Origin of the sequence: Aquimarina hainanensis (assembly GCF_042684685.1) — a bacterium.
GTDB lineage: Bacteria > Bacteroidota > Bacteroidia > Flavobacteriales > Flavobacteriaceae > Aquimarina > Aquimarina hainanensis.
This window is the reverse complement of sequence record NZ_JBHULX010000004.1, coordinates 571,404-590,348: the sequence shown is the minus strand read 5'-3', so window position 1 is coordinate 590,348 and position 18,945 is coordinate 571,404. Positions and strand designations below refer to the sequence as shown.

Below are 18,945 nucleotides of genomic sequence, written 5' to 3'. Positions count from 1 at the left end.
ATGATATAAATGTACATTACAAAGGTACAAGTCTGGTTGAGATAGAAAAATTTAAAGGTATAAAAGAAGAGCTTCCCCATTTTTGTTGCTATAAGCTCTCCAAACGACTCTTTCTCTATAGCTAAGAGCAATTTCAAGCTCATTCACTAAATAGTCTCCAATTATTTTTTAACACATTAAGAGCTTAAAAAGTCAATATTTCGTTTTAAACCAGAAAATTTTGTTCTTTTTACTGCCGATTTCTGAAAGACTTTGGAAAACACCTCCTGGGTAATCTCTTCCCAATCTTTTTTGGTCATCTCCAGCAATTCTGGTTTAGGATTAAATAATGGTTCATTATGCGGTTTTGAAAAGCGATTCCACGGACACACATCCTGGCACACATCACATCCAAACATCCATTGATCAAACTGTCCTTTGAAACCAGATGGTATTTCGTCTTTTAATTCTATCGTAAAATACGATATACATTTGCTCCCATCAACCACATACGGTTCTACAATTGCCTGAGTAGGACAAGCATCGATACAAGCCGTACAAGTTCCGCAATGATCAGAAACAATTGTATCATACTCCAGATCCAAGTCTATGATCAACTCAGCTATAAAATAAAAAGAACCTACTTTCCTGGTGATCAAGTTGCTGTTTTTCCCGATCCACCCTAATCCACTTTTTGCTGCCCATGCCTTATCCAACACAGGAGCAGAATCCACAAATGCTCTTCCGGAAACCTCCCCTATGGTTTCTGTTATATATTCATACAACTGCTTTAGTTTATCTTTAATTACAAAATGGTAATCTCTACCGTATGCATATTTTGATAATTTAGGAGCCGTATCATCTTTTTGGGTTTCGGAAGGATAATAGTTCAGCAATAAAGAGATAACACTTTTTGCATCATCTACCAGTTTTGTAGGGTCGAGTCGTTTATCAAAATGGTTTTCCATATATGACATTTCTCCATTCATATTTTTAGTCAACCATTTCTCCAGGCGCGGTGCTTCTTCCTCTAAAAAACCGGCTTTGCTAATACCACATGATAAAAAACCAAGTCGTTTTGCTTCTTCTTTAATCAGGGCACTATATTTTGCTTTATTATTCACCGTTATTATTATCTTCCCCAGGTTTCAATTCGTTCTTTTATCAAAAGTCAATCGTGCATTTTTAGGCTTCAACGTTATCAATGGAGTTACTTCAATACTAGTTTCATTAGTTGTTATTTTATAACTTCTAACAATCGAGTATAAGGCAATTACCATTTCATACATCGCAAAATTATTTCCGATACACATTCTCGGACCGGAACCAAAAGGAAAATAACAATTAGAAAAGTCTTTTTTAGCTACTGGATCAAAGCGATCTGGATTAAAGATTTCTGCTTGTTCCCAAAATTGCGAATTCCTATGAATTTCATAAAATGAAATCAAAACCTGAGTTCCTGCCGGGAGCTCCATTCCTTCGAATGTATCATCTGCTATTGACACTCTATCTGAAAAATACGCCGGGGGGTACAGTCGCATCGTTTCTTCAATACACTGCCTGGTATAAGATAGTTCATTCAGGCTTTCAAAAATTGCACCTTTTGGATCTACCTTACTCACCTCTTCAAATACTTTTTGTTGTATTTTCTGGTCTTTAGCTAACAGAAAAAGTGAAAATGCCAAGGCATTGGCCGTAGTTTCATGCCCTGCGACAAACAAAATCAAAATTTCATCAATCAGCTGATCCATACTCATAGCGTTCCCATTGTCATACCTCGACTCCAGCAACATCCCTAATAAATCATCTTTTTTTTCTCCGGAAGCTCTTCTATCTTGAATAATCTTTTCTAGCAATTTCCTAGCATCCTTTGTCAAACGCAATGTTCTTTGTGTTACTCCTGTCAAATAAAACCACCATTTTTTGTATGGTTGCCGTACCTCTTTTATCAGTGTATGTTGAGCTTTTTCCGTTATATATTGCAATCGTGAAATGGTATCCGGGTCCTCGTATCCAAACAAAGATTTTGCTACTACTTCAAATGCCAGATCACTCATCAATGGCAATACATCTATTTCTTTATTTTTCGGAAAAGACATAACGCTACTTTCTATAACGTCCCGCATCGTATCCACCAAAATCTTTAGTTTTTTCCTATGAAAAGCTGGCTGAATGAGTCGTCGTTGTTGTAGCCATTTCTCCCCATTTGATGTCAAAAGCCCTTCTCCTATATACTTAGCTAAATCTTTAGTTTGCAGTGATGATTTGTGATATTTCCTATGTTGCTTTTGAAGCATGTGACGTGCCATATTCGGATCTCTGGTAAAAAGTACTTTTTTTCCACCTCCTAAATGGACTCTAAATACATCTCCATGTTTAGCAAAATTACGTCTATGAAAAGGCAATGGATTTAGCAGGATATTTCTAGCATTCTTTATCAGCTCGAGAAAAGATACTTCTCCAAGGACATTATACTTCATCTGTTTCCTAATTTTCTGTAATAATCTGAACTAGCTCACATGCATACTGACGTCTAAAACAATCCTCCCTGAATACCTCCTTTAGTTTTCCCAAGATGCTTATACGCTAATTCTGTAACTTCTCTCCCTCTAGGGGTCCTCATTATAAACCCTTGTTGAATCAGAAAAGGTTCATATACCTCTTCAATAGTTTCTGCACTTTCACTAACTGCTGTTGCCAAAGTGGTAATCCCGACAGGACCTCCTTTGAATTTATCTATTAGCGTAGTCAAAATTTTATTATCCATTTCATCTAAGCCATGTGCATCAACATTTAGCGCCTTTAGAGCATATTTTGCAATTTCTATATCAATTCGTCCATTTCCTTTTATCTGGGCAAAATCACGTACTCTACGCAATAATGCATTCGCAATTCTAGGAGTTCCTCTACTCCTCCCTGCAATTTCAATAGCCGCTTCTAAATTAATCGGCACTTTTAAGATAAAAGCACTTCTTTCTATTATAGAGGCTAATAATTCTGTTGTGTAGTATTGTAATCTGGATTGTATTCCAAAACGGGCTCTCATTGGAGAGGTTAACAATCCCGATCTCGTTGTTGCTCCAACTAAGGTGAATGGATTTAGATTAATCTGAACTGTCCTAGCATTTGGACCACTTTCAATCATAATGTCTATTTTATAATCTTCCATGGCAGAATACAAATACTCTTCTACTATAGGGCTTAAACGATGGATCTCATCTATAAACAGCACATCCCTATCATCTAAATTTGTAAGTAACCCTGCTAAATCTCCTGGCTTATCTAGTACAGGTCCGGATGTTACTTTTATACCTACACCTAACTCATTTGCTACAATATGTGCCAAAGTTGTTTTCCCCAAACCAGGAGGACCGTGAAACAATGTATGATCCAAAGCTTCATCTCTAAGATTAGCTGCTTTAACGAAAATTTTCAAGTTCTCCAACACCTGATCTTGCCCTGCAAAATCCTCAAAGGATAAGGGGCGTAAGGCTTTTTCTACATCCATCTCCTCTGGAGTAAAATGTTCATTGGACGGATTCAAATTATCATTCATAAGCTACCAAACTTCTTATTTTATATAGACTAGTATAAGCAATTAATTTTGCTATCACAAAGATAGTTCAAAAGAAAAAGCCTTTTCACATAATGAAAAGGCTTTCTTTATATTGTTTTATCACCAAATTAATGATGTAATACTTCTTCTCCGTCCTGCATTGGATGTGTTTGTGGCGCAAAATCCTGTCCAGGAATCACATACTCTCCATTCTCATCTGTCTTACTATAGTCATATGCCCATCTGTATACTGTTGGTAATTCTCCTGGCCAGTTACCATGAATATGTTCTACAGGTGTAGTCCATTCTAATGTATTAGAATTCCAAGGGTTCTTTTCTGCCTTTTTACCATAATACATAGAAGAGATAAAGTTATACAAGAAAATGAATTGCGCTGCTGCTGTGATAATAGCAAATACAGTAATCAACACATTTGTATCTTGTAAATCATCAAAATATGGGAAATTAGAATTTGTATAATATCTTCTAGGTAATCCCGCCATTCCAACAAAGTGCATAGGGAAGAATACTCCATATGCTCCGATTGCTGTAATCCAGAAATGCGCATATCCTAAATTCTTATTCATCATTCTACCGTACATCTTAGGGAACCAGTGATATACTCCGGCAAATAAACCGTACAGTGCTGAAATACCCATTACCAGGTGGAAGTGAGCTACTACGAAATACGTATCATGAACGTTAATATCCAAGGTACTATCTCCTAAGATAATTCCTGTAAGTCCTCCTGTAATAAAGGTAGATACCAGACCTATAGAGAACAACATAGCCGGATTAAATTGCAAGTTTCCTTTCCATAAAGTGGTAATATAGTTAAACGATTTTACCGCTGAAGGAATTGCAATTAATAAGGTTGTAAATGTAAACACAGATCCTAAGAAAGGATTCATCCCTGATACGAACATATGGTGTCCCCATACGATTGTAGAAAGGAATGCAATTGCAAGAATTGATGCAACCATCGCTCGATACCCGAAAATTGGCTTTCTTGCATTTGTTGCTATAATTTCTGATGTTATTCCCAGTGCAGGTAATAATACAATATATACCTCTGGGTGTCCTAAGAACCAGAATAAGTGCTCAAACAATACCGGTGAACCACCCTGGTTATGCAATACCTCTCCCTGAATATAAATATCACTTAAAAAGAAAGATGTTCCAAAGCTTCTATCCATAATCAACAACAATGCTGCTGATAATAAAACCGGGAATGAAATAATACCAATAATTGCTGTAACAAAAAATGCCCAGATTGTCAATGGAAGTCTAGTCATAGACATCCCTTTAGTTCTTAAGTTTATTACTGTTACCACATAGTTCAGAGAACCGATCAATGAAGACGCGATAAAAATAGCCATAGAAGCCAGCCATAACGTCATTCCTGTTCCAGAACCACCGATCGCTTGAGGCAATGCACTTAAAGGAGGATAAATTGTCCATCCTGCATTTGCTGGTCCAGCCTCTGCAAAAAGAGATAACACCATGATCACAGCACTTAAAAAGAACAACCAGTATGAAACCATGTTCAGAAAACCAGAAGCCATATCTCTAGCTCCAATTTGCAACGGAATCAATAAGTTACTAAAAGTACCACTCAACCCTGCAGTAAGAACAAAGAATACCATGATCGTACCGTGTATCGTAACCAATGACAGGTACATACTAGGATCCATCACTCCATCCACACCAAATTTTCCTAAGAAAATTTCATACACAGTAAATTTATGATCAGGCCATGCTAATTGCAATCTAAATAAAATAGACATTGCAATACCGATAATACCCATGATCAAACCAGTAACCAAATACTGTTTTGCAATCATTTTATGATCAATACTAAATATATATTTAGTAATAAAAGTTTCCTTATGATGACCGTGATCGTCATGAGCATGTCCGTGTGCGTGATCTTCTCCGTGTGCTATTGCTGACATATCTCTCTATATTTTTTTTATAATAATATACTAAATTTCAATACTAATTAGATGCCTGTGCAGACATTTGCTCCTTAAACGTCTTTTGTGTTTTAATCCACTCCTTATAATCTTCTTCTGACTCTACAACAATCTTCATTTGCATATTATAATGAGAAGTACCACAAATCTTATTACACAATAGGTAATAATCAAATTTATACTCTTCTAAAGCTTCATCTCCTGCGGCAACTAATTTCTTACTCTTTTCTTTTCTGATTTTATTTATCGTAGCTACTTTCTCTACCATAAACTCACTATTTCTCATCTCTTCCGAAGTTACTGTAGGAATGTACGAAAACTCGGTGATCATTCCTGGAACTACATTCATTTGAGCTCTAAAGAATGGCATATATGCAGAGTGAAGAATATCCTGAGATCTCATCTTAAAGATCACTCTTCTATTCACTGGTAAGTGAAGTTCACTTGCAACCTTATCATCCATTCCATAGCTATCAGAAACATCTAACCCTAAAGTGTTCACTCCTTCTATAAAACGAACATTTGCCTTACCTAACACATTATCTTCTCCTGCATAACGAGCTCTCCATCCAAACTGATACCCATATAATTCTACAATTAAAGGATCTCCTTCTTCTTCATCAAAATTCATAATATCAGTCCAGGTAAATAACCCATAAATAATCAAACCAGCTAACACTATTACAGGAATAATAGTCCATATAAATTCCAGTTTGTCATTATCTGCGAAGTACAATGCTTTATTACCTTCTTTACCTCTGTATTTATATGCAAAGTAATGCAATAATCCTTGAGTAAGAATCAAAACAATCATAATTAACACTACTGATATCATCATCAGAGTATCATAATCTTTTCCATGCTCTGAAGCAGACTCAGGTAAGAAATAAGTATAATAATTAGTAAAACAATATATGGTTAATAAGTATATAAATCCTACAAACGCAAGCATCAACTTACCTTGTGTATCATTATCTTTATCATTGGCAATTTCTGTAGCACCCTCCTTACCTCTGGCCAAATTCATCAGCTTTGACATTTGCCATAAAGAGATCCCGAAAAGAGCTATAACTACTAAGGTTAAGAATACAGTCATTTTTATCTATCTTCTTTTTAAACGATTTTATTTTAATAATGGAAGTGCTTACTTTCCTCAATAAAAGGATTTCCTTTTGCTAATAATGGTGCTTTTGTCAATGCACTAAATACCACGTACAGGAATACTCCCAAAAACAATAGTACTGCGCTAATCTCGCTTAAACCAATAAACCAAGACGCACCTACTGTTGCCGGCATAACCATATTATAAACATCTAAATAATGCCCTGATAAAATAATTACTCCCGCCATCACTACAAACCAGTTAACTCGTTTGAAGTCACTATTCATCAATACCAACAATGGGAAAATAAAGTTCATTGCTACCATACCGAAGAAAGGTAATTTATAATCATCTATACGAGTTATGTAATAGGTTACCTCTTCTGGAATATTAGAGAACCATATTAACAAGAACTGAGAGAACCATAAATATGTCCAAAATATACTAATACCAAACATGAATTTTGCCAAATCATGAATATGGCTATTATTAACAAATTCTAAGTATCCTCTTGATTTAAGAAAGATAGTAATCATTGCGATTGTAGTAATTCCTGAAACAAATAATCCAGCAAAAACATACCATCCAAATAATGTACTGAACCAGTGAGGATCAAAACTCATAATCCAATCCCATGACATCATTGATTCTGTATAAATAAAGAATACTAAAAAGGCAGCAGAAATTTTAAAGCTTTTCTTATACCATTTATTTCCTGTAGTATCTTCATCTTGTTTTCTTGAAAATTTAACTGCAAAATGACGATATAACATCCACCCAGCTAAAAACAATGCTGCTCTGATAATGAACCCCCAAGAGTTCAACCATCCAGATTTCCCCTGAATCAGCTTATCATGTGCTACCACTTCAGGGTCTGCCCAAACAAATAAGTGATTAACATGGAATCCTGATAGCGCTAAAATTACAAACATTATAATCCCTCCAGGCACTAAATATGCTGTAATAGCTTCCATTACTCTGAATAAAACCGGAGACCAGCCTGCTTGTGCAGCTATTTGAATTGCATAAAATGCTAACACTCCTAGTGAAATCATAAAGAAAAAGAACGCGGCTATATACAAAGAAGCCCAAGGCTTATTTTGTAACTGATGTAAAACATGCTCATAATGAGCATCTCCACCGTGTGCATCACCATGTCCAGCCTCTTCACCGTGACTTTTTGTTTCATGTCCTTCTCCATGACCTGCTGACTCAGCATGTGAATTCTTTACTTCATGAGCATTTCCATGACCACCACCATGAGCGTCATGTGCTGCCAGCTGTTCTTTAACTTCTTCTATTGAACTTGGTGTAGTAGCAAATCCAGCTATTAGCCCTATAAGTCCCACAACAACAAGAATGAGAGAAAATAGTTTTAACTTATTTGGTAGCGTATACATATCTTTAATATATCGTTATTCTTTAATTTTAATGGTGCACTTCTTGTGCTGGTTTCTTGTGATCTTCAGCTGACGCATCATGAAGAGCAACTTTCTCTTCATGTACTTCTGGTTTCTTACCTTCTTCTTTATCCAATCTTGGAGTTTTTCCTTCCAAATCAGCTTTCAACTTCTGAACATACTGAACTATTTGCCAACGTTCGTGCTCGCTTGTTTGAGAAGCATAAGATCCCATAGAGTTAATTCCGTAATACATTACGTGATATATACTACCTTCCGTAATAGCTCTTCCAATATCATCATAACTCGGAACTCCTAAAATTTTATCTCTTTTAACTAACGTCCCTTTTCCTTTTCCTTTATCACCATGACATATTGCACAGTAAATCGTATATAGTTCTTTTCCTTTTTCCAGATTTTCTTCTGTATAACGAAGTGGATTTTTCAAGCTATCTTTTGCCTGCTTATATCCAGCTGGAGAGTTTTCATAATCATAAGGCATCCATCCTCTTGGAACTGTTCCTTCTACAGGCAACATTGCTTCCTGACCATCTTCGAAAATTTCATAATCCCCGTAAGTTTCATAGCCCACAGACTCATACATATTAGGCATGAAGACATAGTTAGGACTCTTTTCGTTTTTACAAGAAACAATACTACTTACCAGTATTGCCAGGGCTAATATTTTTATAGTATTCTTCATTATTACTAATGGTTATCTCCTTGCTTATCTTTAACTTTTATTTCTGTAGCTCCAGTTTCTGCCAACATTCCGATCAATTCATCTACATTTTCACTGGTAGCACTCACTTCCATTAAAAAATGGTCATCAGTAGTTCTTACATCTGGATTTTCTGCTTCTTTGAATGGCCATATTCTACTTCTCATATAGAATGTGATTACCATTAAGTGAGCGGAGAAAAATACTGTAAGCTCGAACATTACTGGCACAAAAGATGGCATGTTTTCTATAAAACTAAAACTTGGTTTTCCTCCGATATTCTGTGGCCAATCCTCAATCATGATAAAATTCATCATAGTGATTGCCACTGTTAATCCCAGACATCCATACATAAAAGCAGTAATTGCAAGTCTTGTATGTGGTAGTCCCATCGCTTTATCCAAACCGTGAACAGGGAAAGGAGTAAACACTTCTTCTATATGATGATGTTCTTTACGAACTTTCTTCACTGCGTCCATTAACACATCATCATCCGTATAAAATGCTTGTATAACTTTTGATGCCATCCTTAGTTATTTTTTAAATTTTCAGCTGTATTATCATCAGAAAGATCTTCTCTGATTATCTTCACTTCTACTTTTGGTAAATCTTCTCTAAAATCACGTCCTTCATCCATATATTTTCTATACTTACTTCCTGAAGACTTCAAAATCGATTTTACTTCCGCCTGTGCTACTACCGGGAAGGTACGAGCATATAGCAAGAATAACACAAAGAAGAATCCGATTGTACCAATAAATACTCCTATATCTACAAACGTTGGAGAGAACATCGTCCATGAAGACGGTAAGTAATCTCTGTGAAGTGATGTTACAATAATTACAAATCGCTCAAACCACATTCCTATGTTTACCACAATAGAGATAAAGAATGAAAACATGATACTTCTTCTCAATTTAGGGAACCACATAAACTGTGGAGAAAATACATTACAAGTCATCATTGCCCAATATGCCCACCAGTAAGGTCCCGTAGCACGGTTAAGGAATGCGTACTGTTCGTATTCAACTCCTGAATACCAAGCTACAAACAACTCAGTTATATAAGCTACCCCAACAATAGAACCTGTAATCATAATTACAATATTCATTAATTCTATATGTTGTAAAGTAATGTAGTCTTCTAGTTTAGACACCTTCCTCATCATAATCAACAGCGTATTTACCATGGCGAATCCTGAGAAAATCGCTCCTGCAACGAAATACGGAGGGAAGATAGTTGTATGCCACCCAGGAATAACAGAGGTAGCAAAGTCAAACGATACAATAGTATGTACTGAAAGTACTAAAGGTGTTGCTAAACCGGCTAATACAAGAGACACCTCTTCAAAACGTTGCCAGTCTTTTGCCTTACCACTCCATCCGAATGATAAGATACCATATATCTTTTTATTAAAAGGAGTTACTGCTCTGTCTCTAATCATTGCAAAATCAGGCAATAATCCTGTCCACCAAAAGACAAGAGATACAGATAAGTATGTCGAAATTGCAAATACATCCCAAAGTAGTGGTGAGTTAAAGTTTACCCACAAAGATCCGAATTGGTTTGGTATCGGTAATACCCAATATCCCAACCAAGGACGCCCCATGTGAATAATCGGGAATAACCCTGCCTGAAATACTGCAAAAATTGTCATCGCTTCTGCAGAGCGGTTAATTCCCATTCTCCATTTCTGACGGAAAAGTAGGAGTACTGCAGAGATCAGTGTTCCTGCGTGACCAATACCTACCCACCAAACAAAGTTAGTAATATCCCAAGACCAACCAACGGTCTTGTTCAACCCCCAGGTTCCGATACCTGTAGATACGGTATAGATAATACAACCTATACCCCAAAGGAAAGCTGCTAATGAGATAGAAAATACTATCCACCAAGATTTATTCGCTTTTCCTTCAACTGCTGCTACCACATCCTCTGTTACCTCATGATATGTTTTATCCCCGGTAACTAAAGGTTTTCTTATAGGTGCTTCGTAATGAGACATAATCCTTTATATAATTGAATTTATTCTTTATTTATTTAAGCTTCTGTAGTGTTTCTTACTTTCGTTTGATACACAACATTTGGTTTAACACCAACGTGTTCTAACAAGTGGTATGCTCTATCGTCTTTTACCAAATCTGCAATAACACTTCCTTCTTCATTCACATCTCCAAAACGCATCGCTCCAGAAGAACAAGCTGCCGAACATGCACAAGAATCATTAAACTCTCCTGCTGCCACTGGTCTTCCTTCTCTTTTTGCTTTTAAGATAATTGCCTGAGTAGACTGAATACAGAAAGAACATTTCTCCATCACCCCTCTTGTACGCACTACAACATCCGGATTAAGAACCATACGTCCTAAATCATCATTCATATTGTAATCAAACTCATCATTATTGCTATACAAGAACCAGTTAAATCTACGCACTTTATATGGACAGTTGTTCGCACAATATCTTGTACCTACACAACGGTTATATGCCATATGATTTTGTCCCTGTCTACCGTGTGATGTAGCTGCTACCGGACATACTGTCTCACAAGGTGCATGATCACAATGTTGACACATTACAGGTTGGAATGCCACCTGCGGGTTATCTGCAGGATTTTCCATCTCTCCAAATTCAGAAAGAGAACTTCCTAATCCTGAGATATTATTTTTCTTCTCACTATCTCCGATAAAACTATCCTGAGAAGAATAGTAACGGTCAATTCGAAGCCAGTGCATATCTCTTGATCTTCTTACCTCTGACTTTCCTACTACAGGAACGTTGTTCTCTGCATGACACGCAATCACACAAGCTCCACATCCCGTACATGCATTTAAGTCAATAGAAAGATTAAAATGATGTCCTACAGATCTATCAAACTCATCCCAAAGATCAACTTCAGGAGAAGTTACTTCAAACTCAATATGATCTTTACTTACAACAGGAACTGAATTCCAAACATTTTTATCTTTTGTATTAAATACTTCTAAAGTCGTTTCTTTAATGATATCTCCACGCCCCATTAATGTATTATGAAGCTGTACACAAGCAAACTCATGATCTCCGTCCACTTTTTCTATAGACACTTGCTGTACTGCATCCAGATTGTGATATAATGCATAAGCATTAACTCCAACCTTCATAGTATCTTTCATGGCAGCAGTTTTTCCATACCCCAAGGCAAGACCTACAGATCCTTTGGCCTGTCCTGGTTGGATCAATACTGGCGCTACTACAGATACTCCATTTACTGTAACTTTGGCATAACTACCATTTAATGCACCGTTTGCTACATTATAGTTTTCTAATCCTAATGCTTCTGCATCAACTCTTGAAACTGTAAGGTAGTTATCCCATGATACTCTGGAGATAGGATCTGGTAACTCTTGTAACCAAGGGTTACTCGCTTGTTGTCCGTCTCCTAATCCAGTCTTAGTATATAACGTAAGTTCGAATCCATTCGACTCAGAAGCTAATAGTCTTTTTGCTGCTCCACCAAAATCCGGAGTTACTACAGCAGGCGCTTCTACTTCATCACCTTCCTGTGCCTCTATTGCTTCTTCTAATTCCTTTTTAGCTAAAACAGGTTTTACTAAAATACCATCATGCAATGCTTGATTCCATGAAGTACCTCCTAAAATTCCTGTCCATGCATTTTTTATATATTTATTATAATCTTCCGCATTACCTGTCCATTTCAGAAGTGTTTCCTGAAACTGTCTTGTATCAAACAACGGACGAATAGTTGGTTGCGTAAGCGCATAACTTCCTTCTTTTAACTCTACATCTCCCCAAGATTCTAAGTAATGAGGAGTCGTTGCTACATACTGACATTTCTCTGCAGTTGCATCATTGTGCATTGAAAATGCCACTGATAAATCAACTTTTTCCAGACCTGCCTTGAATTCTGCAGCGTTTGGCAAAGAATACACAGGATCTACCCCTGCTATTAAGATAGCTCCAATTTTCCCGGCATTCATATCTTTTACGAGTTGAGCTACCGCTTTGCTATCTCCCTGACGTATTTTTCTTGCTCTGTGTTCTGCTACAGCTTTACTATGAATAGCTTTATTAATTGCAATAACTAATAATTGAGCATCTACATCTTGTATCCCTGAAACTACTACTGCGTTTCTTCCTGCTTTCTTAATATGTTTAGCTGCTTTTACTACCTGTTCATTAAGCTCAGGACTCAATGTAGTTTTAGAACTTGTTCCGGTTACATATGCATATAAAGAAGCTAATACTTGTTTTTGCTGAGTTGGTGTAACAGGAATACGATTATCCGCATTAGCTCCAGTCAGAGACATATTAGACTCGAACTGAATATGCTTAGACATTTTACCATTTTTTGGAATACGTCCGGCAGCATATCCTTCATCATATCCACCCCCTTGCCAATCGCCAAGGAAATCTGCTCCAACACTTACAATAGTATCAACTTTACCAAAATCATAATCTACAAGTGCACGTTTCCCATACACTGCTTTATACGCTTCTAGTGCCGCATTTTCTGAAATCGCATCATATACTACATGTGATACATTTCCATACTTTGCCTTAAACTCTCCGATCAACTTAGTAGTTGACGGACTCGCAAAAGTTTGCGTCAATAAAACAATTTGTTTTCCTCCTAAGCTATTCAGCTTAGCAGAAACTTCTTTATCTAAAGCATCCCAGCTAATATCTTTTCCTGCTGCTTTAGGACCTTTCAATCTTGTACTATCGTATAAAGAAAGAACTGATGCCTGCACTCTTGCATTTGCTCCTAAACCTGATTTAGACATCGTATTCTTCTCTACCCTGATAGGGCGTCCTTCTCTCGTTTTGATTAAAACACTTGCAAAATCAAAACCATTCGCTACTGTAGTTGCATAAAAGTTTGCTACTCCCGGAACAATACTGTCCGGCTGCACTACATAAGGAATAGATTTCTTAACTGGTCCTTCACAAGCTGCTAAGGTAGCTGCTGCGGTACTAAAACCTAAATACTTAAGAAAATCACGACGAGAAGTCGAAGAATTCTCCAGAGATTGCTCATCTCCTAAAAACTCATCCGTAGGAATTTCCTGAACGAATTCGTTTTGTTTTAGCGTCTCAACAATAGAGCTATTTTGGTCTAGCTCCTCAACACTTTTCCAGTATTTCTTGTTTGATGACATATATAACTGATATTAACTTCTTTACTAATTTACAACCTAACAGATTTCACTCTGCTTTTAATAATGACATTTTCCACATTCCAGACCACCCATCTGAGCAGCTGTTAACTTCTCAACTCCATACTTTTTAGACAACTCTTCGTGAATCTTCGCATAGTACTCATTTCCTTCTAACTTCACGTTTGTTTCTCTATGACAGTTTATACACCATCCCATTGTCAAAGGAGCATGCTGATACATTACTTCCATTTCTTCTACAGGACCGTGACATTTTTGACACTCAATCCCTGCAACAGTTACGTGCTGTGAATGGTTAAAGTATGCAAAATCTGGTAGGTTATGAATACGAACCCATTTTACAGGAGAAGTTTCCCCAGTGTATTTTTGGTTCTCAGCATCCCATCCAACCGCTTTATATAATTTCTGAATTTCTCCATCGTAGAACTCTTTTGAGTGTTCTGCTGTCGCTGTACTTTCTGCCACTTCACTAATTGACTTATGACAGTTCATACATACATTCAACGATGGTATCCCTGAAGTTTTACTTACTCTAGCAGAAGAGTGACAATACTTACACTCAATTTTATTATCTCCAGCATGAATCTTATGCGAATAGTGTATTGGCTGAACCGGCATATAACCTTGGTCTACCCCTACCTGCATTAGGAATCCATACACAAAATAAGCAGATGATAACAATAATAATATTGTAGTAACAATTACTAAAAACTGATTCTTTACAAATGCTTTCCAAATCGGTGTCTTTCCTTCTTTTGGCAATTCAATTCCATTCGCTACAGCAAATTTCTTCAAGGTACTGTTTACCATGTAAAGGAACACTACCAGCATTAAGAAAACTAACACTAAAGCTCCCAACAACACATCTGTAGAAACGCCACCGTTATTTCCGGATCCTCCTCCATCAACCGGAGCTACTCCTGCAGTTTTTGGCGGATCTGCTTTTGGCACCATCACATATGCCAGAATATCATCAATATCCTTATTAGACAATTGAGGGAATGAGTTCATTGGAGTTTTATTATACTCTTCGAACACAGCGATAGCAGCTGCATCTCCTGATGCAATTAAAGCGGAACTATTCTTAATCCAAGAATACAACCACTCTGTACTATGCTTATCTGTCACTCCAAACAACGCTGGCCCTGTCATTTTTTTATAACGCTTATGACATGCCGCACATAAAGATTTAAACAATTCCTCACCCTTCGCAACATCACCGCCGGATGCTTCTTGCGTTGTGACAGCGGCATCACCAGCTGCACCATCCTGTGCAAAAACAGGATTTAAGAAAGTTAATAAATAAACTGTTCCTAGGACAAGGATTCTAGAGGCTGAATTACGGTATTTCACCTGTCTCATATTATAAGTAGAATTATCATCTAAATTGTTGGCACGGTTTTTTCTTTAATGCAACAAATCGCATTAAAAACAGAACCGATTAATTCGACGACAAAAGTACTACAATAAGTCGATTTTAGAAATGTTAGCGAACCGTTAAATATTAATTTATATCTATTCTAAATAATATTTTTCAAGGATTTTGAGTCATTAAACTTTACCTTTGTATCAAATCTATTTGTAATGAGAATTTTAAATAAAAAAAGTAGTATTCTTTTCTTCGGTCTTTGTCTAGCGTATTCCACATTCGCACATGCCCAAAATGATTACGAAAACAAACTAGAAGCCACCAATGAAGAGGGAATTAGCACTGAAAACCAAACAAATCCACAAGTAAAAATCAATCAAGACCCTAGAATAAAAAGACTACTAAACATCAAATCCAGCATGGCAAAAGAAGGAGAGTTTAGTGATCGATATAAAATACAGTTATACTACGGGAATTTAAACAAAGCAAATTCGATTTTAAAAGCTGCTGACGAAGCTTTCTCTAAATGGGAACCTTCCATACAATGGGAAACTCCAAACTACAAGGTATGGATCGGAAACTACAGAAGTCGTCTTGAAGCAGACAGAGCTCTAAAAGAGATTCATGAGAAGTTTCCAAATGCCTTTATTTTTAAACCTGAAAAGAAATAATAAATCCAACATATAACACAAAAAAGCCGATAATTTACTTATCGGCTTTTTTTTATACTTGTTATTATATTTTTAAAGTTTCTTCTTCACTGCTACTTCTGTATAGGCCTCAATAACATCATTAATCTTGATATCATTATAGTTCTTGATCTGAAGACCACAATCGTATCCTTTTCCTACTTCTTTTACATCATCTTTAAATCGCTTCAGAGAAGACAGCTCTCCGGTATACACAACAACCCCTTCTCTAATAAGGCGAATTCCTGAGTTTCGGTATATTTTTCCATTTTGAACCATACACCCTGCAATAGTACCTACTTTAGAAATTTTAAAGGTTTCTCTGATTTCCGCAGTACCTGTAACCTCCTCTTTCATAACAGGAGATAACATTCCTTCCATTGCATCCTTAAGATCATTGATCGCATCATAAATGATAGAATATGTACGGATATCAATTTCTTCCTTATCCGCTACTGCTCTTGCATTTCCTGCAGGTCTAACATTAAACCCTACAATAATCGCATCAGAAGCCGAGGCTAGCAGCACATCACTTTCTGTAATAGCACCTACAGCTTTATGAATAATATTGATATGAATCTCTTCTGTAGACAATTTCTGGAACGAATCCGTCAATGCTTCAACAGAACCATCCACATCTCCTTTTAAGATTATATTCAACTCCTTGAAGTCTCCTAACGCAATCCTTCTTCCGATTTCATCAAGTGTTATATGTCTTTGAGTTCTTACAGATTGTTCTCTATGTAATTGAGCCCTCTTAGCAGCAATATCTTTTGCCTCTCTCTCATCTTCCAATACATTGAATTTATCACCTGCCTGTGGTGCACCATCCAGCCCCAGGATAGAGATTGGAGTAGAAGGTCCTGCCTCCTTGACATTATTCCCTCTTTCATCCTGCATAGCCTTAATCTTACCACTATTTTTTCCTGCCAATACATAATCTCCGATTCTAAGTGTACCTGTCTGAACCAGAATAGTAGAAACATATCCTCTTCCTTTATCAAGGAAGGCTTCTACCACTGTTCCACTAGCAGAACGTTTTGGATTTGCTTTAAGTTCTAATATTTCAGCTTCAAGCAATACTTTTTCCAGCAGCTCTTTCACTCCTAATCCGGTTTTAGCTGAGATATCATGGGATTGAATTTTACCTCCCCAGTCTTCTACTAAAAGATTCATAGCAGCTAGTTTTTCCTTAATCTTATCAGGATTTGCTGTTGGCTTATCCACCTTATTAATCGCAAAGATTATTGGAACTCCAGCAGCCTGAGCATGACTTATCGCTTCTTTCGTTTGTGGCATCACATCATCATCTGCTGCAATCACGATAATCGCCAAATCTGTTACCTGAGCTCCACGTGCACGCATCGCTGTAAACGCTTCGTGACCTGGTGTATCTAAAAAGGCAATTTTCTGTCCATTTTCTAACTGTACTCCATACGCTCCGATATGCTGGGTTATTCCACCACTCTCTCCAGCAATTACATTTTCCTCACGAATGTAATCCAAGAGCGAAGTCTTACCATGATCAACATGTCCCATTACCGTTACAATCGGTGCTCTCACCACCAAATCTTCAGGATTATCAACGATATCTTCGATAGACTCTTCAAGATCCGATGTTACAAAATCAACTTCATATCCAAATTCATCAGCTACAATTGACAAGGTTTCTGCATCTAGTCGCTGATTCATTGTCACCATAATTCCTAATGACATACAGGTAGATATCACCTTGGTTGTAGGCACATCCATCATCGTAGCCACCTCAGAAACTGTTACAAACTCAGTAACTTTAAGTGTCTTATTCTCTTGTTCTTGTTGTGCTACATCATCCTCCATCTTCTGACGGTGCTGATCTCGCTTATCTCTTCGGTATTTAGCCGCTTTAGACTTATTAGATTTCCCCTGAAGTTTTTCCAGAGTCTCTCTTACTTGTTTTTGTACTTCTTCTTCACTTGGCTCTTCCTTAACCACAGGAGGTCTTCTGTGATTCCCTCCTCGGGACCCACCTTTACCACGGTTATTATTTCCTCCTCGGTTATTATTTCCTCCTCGGTTTCCTCCTTGGTTATTAGATCTGTTTGCTCCTCCTCCGGATCCAGCTCCTTCTTTACTGATTCTTCTTCGACGTTTTTTATTCGCGTCATTAGACTTATTATCAGATTTCTCTTCCTTCTTCTTTGCCGGTTTCTGAAATTTGGTTAAGTCAATTTTCTGACCTGTAAAATTAGGACCATCTAGTTTCTGATACTTCGTCTTTACTTTTTCAGGTTCAGCAGGAACCACCGGTTCCTGAGGCGTTTGCTTAGTTTTTGCAGCGGCTTGTGGTTCCGTTGCTTTTTCCGCCTTCTTCTTTTCTAATTCGATTGGAGCTAATTTTGCCAATTTAATTCCTCTTTTTTCAGGACGATTCGACACTCTTTCCGGAGTAGTCGTTTTTTTATCTTCCTTAGAAACCTTAGCGCTGTCTTTACGTTCAGACTTATCTTGATGCTGTACTGTTTCAGAAGAAGGTTTTTCTTCTTTCACTTCAGGCTCCTCTGTTTTACTTTCTACTTTTTCAGAAGATTTCTCATTCGTTGCTTCGGGCTGCTTAGCAACTTCTTCTTTCTTCGCCAAATCAATCTTTCCTACTTGTTTTGGACCACTTAAATGCGCTTTAGCTTTAACAACATCACGAGCTTCTGCACGTTTCCGCTTTTCTTCCTGCTCATTTTCAATCTGCACACGCAGCGCTTCCTTCTCTTTTCTTTTTTCTTCTCCAACTTCTTTAGAAGCTACTTTTTTACTTTTATCAGTTTGAAATTCATCAAAAAGCAACTTGTAAATCTCCGAAGAAATTTTGGTAGTAGGACGCGCATCTATCTCATGACCTTTGGAACTCAAAAAGTCCACAGCCCGATCAAGCGAGATGTTGAATTCGCGTAATACTTTATTTAATCTCATTGTTTTTGCTTCAGCCATAAATGCCAATTATT

The 18,945-nt window shown here is 37.1% G+C and carries 13 protein-coding genes; 1 reads left to right on the top strand and 12 read right to left on the bottom strand.

Features of this window, described 5'->3' with window-relative positions; all coding sequences use genetic code 11:
- Window positions 1–176: 176 nt before the first annotated feature.
- The 11 genes from queG to ACFSTE_RS07780 all read right to left on the bottom strand — a co-directional run bounded on the left by queG (window position 177) and on the right by ACFSTE_RS07780 (window position 15,271).
- Window positions 177–1,103, bottom strand: coding sequence for a tRNA epoxyqueuosine(34) reductase QueG (queG, locus tag ACFSTE_RS07830; RefSeq protein ID WP_378257202.1), 927 nt, complete (start codon window positions 1,101–1,103; stop codon window positions 177–179).
- Between the two features lie 24 nt (window positions 1,104–1,127).
- Window positions 1,128–2,459 carry a cytochrome P450 gene (locus ACFSTE_RS07825; RefSeq protein ID WP_378257204.1) on the bottom strand — a complete coding sequence of 444 codons (1,332 nt, stop codon included), beginning with the start codon at window positions 2,457–2,459 and terminating at the stop codon, window positions 1,128–1,130.
- A 53-nt stretch (window positions 2,460–2,512) separates the two neighbouring features.
- On the bottom strand, window positions 2,513–3,535 hold the full coding sequence (gene ruvB / locus ACFSTE_RS07820; protein WP_176028650.1) for a Holliday junction branch migration DNA helicase RuvB: 1,023 nt from the start codon (window positions 3,533–3,535) through the stop codon (window positions 2,513–2,515).
- Window positions 3,536–3,663: 128 nt separating this feature from the next.
- A complete protein-coding gene (locus ACFSTE_RS07815; protein WP_176028649.1) occupies window positions 3,664–5,490 on the bottom strand; it encodes a cytochrome c oxidase subunit I in 1,827 nt (608 codons plus the stop codon).
- A gap of 43 nt (window positions 5,491–5,533) precedes the next feature.
- Window positions 5,534–6,607 carry a cytochrome c oxidase subunit II gene (locus ACFSTE_RS07810; RefSeq protein ID WP_176028648.1) on the bottom strand — a complete coding sequence of 358 codons (1,074 nt, stop codon included), beginning with the start codon at window positions 6,605–6,607 and terminating at the stop codon, window positions 5,534–5,536.
- Between the two features lie 32 nt (window positions 6,608–6,639).
- Window positions 6,640–8,013 carry a quinol:cytochrome C oxidoreductase gene (locus ACFSTE_RS07805; protein ID WP_378257207.1) on the bottom strand — a complete coding sequence of 458 codons (1,374 nt, stop codon included), beginning with the start codon at window positions 8,011–8,013 and terminating at the stop codon, window positions 6,640–6,642.
- A 28-nt stretch (window positions 8,014–8,041) separates the two neighbouring features.
- Window positions 8,042–8,716, bottom strand: a complete 675-nt coding sequence (locus tag ACFSTE_RS07800) for a c-type cytochrome (RefSeq protein WP_176028646.1) — start codon at window positions 8,714–8,716, stop codon at window positions 8,042–8,044.
- Window positions 8,717–8,721: 5 nt separating this feature from the next.
- Window positions 8,722–9,261, bottom strand: coding sequence for a DUF3341 domain-containing protein (locus tag ACFSTE_RS07795; RefSeq protein ID WP_176028645.1), 540 nt, complete (start codon window positions 9,259–9,261; stop codon window positions 8,722–8,724).
- A 2-nt stretch (window positions 9,262–9,263) separates the two neighbouring features.
- Window positions 9,264–10,739 carry an NrfD/PsrC family molybdoenzyme membrane anchor subunit gene (gene nrfD / locus ACFSTE_RS07790; RefSeq protein ID WP_176028644.1) on the bottom strand — a complete coding sequence of 492 codons (1,476 nt, stop codon included), beginning with the start codon at window positions 10,737–10,739 and terminating at the stop codon, window positions 9,264–9,266.
- Between the two features lie 35 nt (window positions 10,740–10,774).
- Window positions 10,775–13,891, bottom strand: a complete 3,117-nt coding sequence (locus ACFSTE_RS07785; RefSeq protein WP_378257210.1) for a TAT-variant-translocated molybdopterin oxidoreductase — start codon at window positions 13,889–13,891, stop codon at window positions 10,775–10,777.
- 57 nt (window positions 13,892–13,948) lie between these two features.
- Window positions 13,949–15,271 carry a c-type cytochrome gene (locus ACFSTE_RS07780; protein ID WP_378257211.1) on the bottom strand — a complete coding sequence of 441 codons (1,323 nt, stop codon included), beginning with the start codon at window positions 15,269–15,271 and terminating at the stop codon, window positions 13,949–13,951.
- Window positions 15,272–15,493: 222 nt separating this feature from the next.
- On the opposite strand from ACFSTE_RS07780, the gene ACFSTE_RS07775 reads away from it, so the two are divergent.
- A complete protein-coding gene (locus ACFSTE_RS07775; RefSeq protein WP_378257213.1) occupies window positions 15,494–15,949 on the top strand; it encodes an SPOR domain-containing protein in 456 nt (151 codons plus the stop codon).
- A gap of 72 nt (window positions 15,950–16,021) precedes the next feature.
- On the opposite strand, the gene infB is transcribed toward ACFSTE_RS07775, so the two are convergent.
- A complete protein-coding gene (infB, locus tag ACFSTE_RS07770) occupies window positions 16,022–18,931 on the bottom strand; it encodes a translation initiation factor IF-2 (RefSeq protein WP_176028640.1) in 2,910 nt (969 codons plus the stop codon).
- Window positions 18,932–18,945: the final 14 nt, after the last annotated feature.